This is a genomic window from Coprococcus intestinihominis (assembly GCF_040096555.1).
Classification (GTDB): Bacteria; Bacillota; Clostridia; order Lachnospirales; family Lachnospiraceae; genus Coprococcus_A; species Coprococcus_A intestinihominis.
Window position 1 is genome coordinate 1 of record NZ_JBBMEK010000294.1, and the last position, 3,908, is coordinate 3,908.

The 3,908-nt window shown below is 42.7% G+C and carries 4 protein-coding genes and 1 pseudogene; 2 read left to right on the forward strand and 3 right to left on the reverse strand.

Annotated elements, in window-relative coordinates; all coding sequences use genetic code 11:
• Nucleotides 1-573 (reverse strand): DUF1846 domain-containing protein (locus WMO25_RS15910; protein WP_349086139.1); only part of this gene is annotated, 573 nt, incomplete at its 3' end.
• A 188-nt stretch (nucleotides 574-761) separates the two neighbouring features.
• Here WMO25_RS15910 and ybaK point away from each other — a divergent pair.
• A complete protein-coding gene (ybaK, locus tag WMO25_RS15915; RefSeq protein WP_015515010.1) occupies nucleotides 762-1,241 on the forward strand; it encodes a Cys-tRNA(Pro) deacylase in 480 nt (159 codons plus the stop codon).
• Nucleotides 1,242-1,350: 109 nt separating this feature from the next.
• On the opposite strand, the gene WMO25_RS15920 is transcribed toward ybaK, so the two are convergent.
• Entirely contained in the window at nucleotides 1,351-2,589 is a 1,239-nt protein-coding gene (locus tag WMO25_RS15920; protein WP_349086140.1) for an ATP-grasp domain-containing protein, read from the reverse strand.
• A 253-nt stretch (nucleotides 2,590-2,842) separates the two neighbouring features.
• Here WMO25_RS15920 and WMO25_RS18885 point away from each other — a divergent pair.
• Nucleotides 2,843-3,025, forward strand: a pseudogene (locus WMO25_RS18885) (putative quinol monooxygenase); the annotation flags it as partial.
• A gap of 105 nt (nucleotides 3,026-3,130) precedes the next feature.
• On the opposite strand, the gene WMO25_RS15925 reads toward WMO25_RS18885, so the two are convergent.
• Nucleotides 3,131-3,808, reverse strand: coding sequence for a response regulator transcription factor (locus WMO25_RS15925; RefSeq protein WP_117529040.1), 678 nt, complete (start codon nucleotides 3,806-3,808; stop codon nucleotides 3,131-3,133).
• Nucleotides 3,809-3,908 lie beyond the last annotated feature (100 nt).

Genomic DNA, 3,908 nt, shown 5'->3' on the forward strand with positions numbered 1-3,908 from the left:
CAGCTGAGACAGGCATGTTGCCATCTTGCCGCTCCCCGGTCCCGGAGCTGTCACAACGATCAGTGAACGCTCTGTCGGAATATAATCATTCTTGCCAAAGCCATCCTCACTGACAATCAGCGGAATATTCGCCGGATAACCCTCGATCATATAATGTCTGTATGCAGCCACACCAAGATCACCCAGTCGCTTAATAAATCCGTCCGCGGACTGCTGTCCCTGATACTGTGTGATCACAACACTTCCTACATAAAGCCCCACACTTCTGAAAAGGTCGATGAGTCTCAATACTTCCTGATCATAGGTAATACCGATATCGCCTCTCTTCTTGTGCTGATCAATAGCAGATGCACTGACTGCAATTACAATCTCTGCCTGGTCTTTTAACTTCAAAAGCATCTGCAGCTTACTATCCGGCTGAAATCCCGGAAGAACTCTGGATGCATGATAATCATCAAAAAGCTTGCCGCCAAATTCCATATAAAGCTTGCCGCCGAACTGAGCCATTCTCTCTCTGATATGTTCTGACTGCATATTCAAATATTTTTCATTATCGAATCCTATCTTTCCCATCTTTTTCTCCCTTTCTTTGACATTCCTATTAATCGTAACACCTTCACCGACTTCATGCAACAAAAATTATGATTTATTTTTTCAGCTGGTTGTTTTCTATTTTTACGGATGGACATATTGATGAAAATACTATAAAATATAACCGATTGACAATGTTAAACAATGCATAAAATACAGGAGGACTTACAATGGGTAAAGAAGCCAAAACCAATGCTATGCGCATCTTGGATAAGAATAAAATTCCTTATGAAATGAACACCTACACCTGTGATGAATTTATCGACGGCTGCCATATTGCTGATCAGCTGGGTCAGCCTTATGAACGCAGTTTCAAGACACTGGTCACTGTCGGCAAAAGCAAGAATTATTTCGTATTTGCTATCCCTGTTGATAAGGAACTGAACTTAAAGGCCGCTGCCAAGGCTGCCGGTGAGAAGAATGTTGAACTGATCCATGTCAAAGATATCAATGCCATCACCGGTTATATCCGGGGCGGCTGTACCCCCATCGGCATGAAGAAGCAGTTTCCGACATTTATCCATGAATCGGCCGCCGATTTTGACACGATTATTATCTCCGGCGGGCGTCTCGGTGTTCAGCTGATTCTCTCACCTCAGGATCTGATCAAAGTTACCCGGGGACAGTTTGCGGATATTATCATGCACTGATTCCGAATGGAGAGTTCATCTGCCTGCTTATAACAACAGGGACATTCTCATGACCTGCCATGAAAATGTCCCTGTATTTTATTCATCTGTTATTCAGGATTCAATGCCATTACGCCGTAGCAAAGACATAGCTGATAAATGCATCCATGGCCTCTTTTTCTGCAAAGCGTGCCAGATAAAGTCTGTCTCCCATCGCTGATGCCAGAACTTCAGGAAGCTCTGTTGTCATCATAATGTCATCCTTATACGCAGCCATCACTTCTTCATAGCTGTGCAGATAATGTTTTTCCTTTCTGCATCCTGCCGAAACACAATAGTATTTATCCGGATACTCTTCCTTTGTCAGCCGATCAAAAGCAACCATGTCCGCCCAATCTTTGTAGACATCCGTACTGCAGGCATAATTAATCATATCCGGTGTGAAACCGCCTGATGGCCTGTAATTCACTTCCAGACCAATAATCTTTCCTTTTTTTCCAAGATAGTCATGATCTTCTGTCAATCTGAAAAATTCAAAATGAACAAAACGGCTCTTTACGCCAAATGATTTCACAGCTGCTCTGCCTGCTGCGCGAACATCATCCGCAATATGTTTTTCAATATAGAACACACTGTCATCGTGATTATTGACACTATCCATGATAGAAATCGGGGTATGATTGCCTGTCTCAAAGATCGGTTCTCCCTTACTGTTCATGATCGCATCATAAGAGTAAATCTCTCCGGGCACAAACTCTTCCATAATAAATTGCACACCATGAAAATCTTCTTCATGGAATGCCCGCAGCTCATCCTCACTCTTCAGTTTATAAGTCGTTGTCGCACCGACACCATTATCCGGCTTCACGATAACCGGATATCCCACCTTCTCAACAAAAGCAAGACTTTCCGTCAAATCCGTCACCAGATGATACCTGGCTGTTGGAATACCTGCCGTTGCATAATAAGGTTTCATTTTAGATTTATACTTCACATGTTCCATGTCAGCCGTCTTCATTCCCGGAATATTAAAATCCGTTCTCAGTCTGGCATCCTGCTCCAACCAGTATTCATTATTGCTTTCAAGACCATCCATTGATCCATGCTTATAACATAGAAAAGCCACCGCCCGATACATCTGATCATAGTCTTCCATGCTGTCCACCTTATAATACTCTGTCAAAGCTGTCTTCAGGGAGTCAGTCAGGTTTTCATACGGTGTATCACCAATCCCGAATACATTCACGCCATTTTCATGCAGCTGGACACAGAAATTCTCATAATTTGTTGGAAAATGTGGCGAAATAAAAATAAAATTGCGCATAATCATACCCTCTTCTTCATAGTCTCTTGTTTGACTATAAAACATCTTCCAATATCTGTCAAGTACCACATTAGCTTGATTCGGATTTAAGGGATTTAAGGGATTTAAGGGATTAAAGTGCAAAATACGTTAAAACATGCTATACTGACAACAATAGACAAAATAGCAATCAACAAAAGGAGGCGCCGAAATGATTGAATTACATGTTACTTATGCCATGAAGCCCGGCATCCGGCCAAAAGCTTTCTACGATGCGTTAAACGCTGCCACTATTCCTTAAACCTGCCGACAAGAAAAAGGCAATATCCGTTATCATTATTTTCTTCCTGTTGACAACGATAACCAGCTCTTTCTACTGGAAATATGGGAAGATAAAGACAGTCTGAAGGCTCATCAGCAGACACCGCATTTTAAGGCGATGCCTGCCATCAAAGATCTGTTTGTTGAAAAGACAGATTGTGTTCGCTATGACACACTCTAATTTTCCTCTATACATCTGAGCCTATACTATCGCCAGATCGACAAAAGCCTAACATACGGACAGACACTGTCAGTCTGCCTGTATGTTAGGCTTTATAATGATCTCTTAATCAACATGCACTTCTGCCTTATATCCAATACCGCGCACCGCCTTCAGATCAAACTCCGGATACTTCCTGAATTTATTCCGCAGCCGGTTGACATGTACATTCAATGTTGACTGTGACGTTTCTGTCGTCAGTCCCCATATCTCATCCATCAACTGGGTTCTGGTAAAAATCTTATCCGGATAAGAAAGCAGTTTGTATAAAAGCCAGAATTCCTTTCTAGGCAAGGTCTGCCTGTCCCCTTTCCTTGTTACGGACAGAGAATCGCAATCCAGGATCACATCCCCTACCTGAAGCTTCTTATCATAATTCTTGCCAGATCTCCGAAGAACCGCACGAATTCTCAGTACAAGTTCTTCTTCATCCACATTCTTCGTCAAATATTCATCTGCACCAGCCATATAGCTTTTCCTGAGGCCATCCCGCTCTTTCTTCTCCGCCAAAAGCATCAATGGCATATCCGAATACGTATCCCGCAGCTGTCCCATCAGTTCATATACATTCAGATCCACCAGGTTATCTCCAAGGATAATAAAGTCAATATACGATGTCTCCAGCACCTTCAAAACATCTTCGCCGCCAGAAGCCTGAAGAACAGAATAGCCTTCCCGCCTCAGCAGTTGGTAAAGTCGTCTTCTGTAAGCTCTGTCGCTATCTGCTATCAATATCTGAAACATTTTGCCTCCTTTACCTGTTCTCGTCACTTTCCGCCAGTGAAAAAAGCCTTGCCGTTAAGTTCTCCAGGATTTCCTTCTCACTTTGAAGCTGATGTGCATC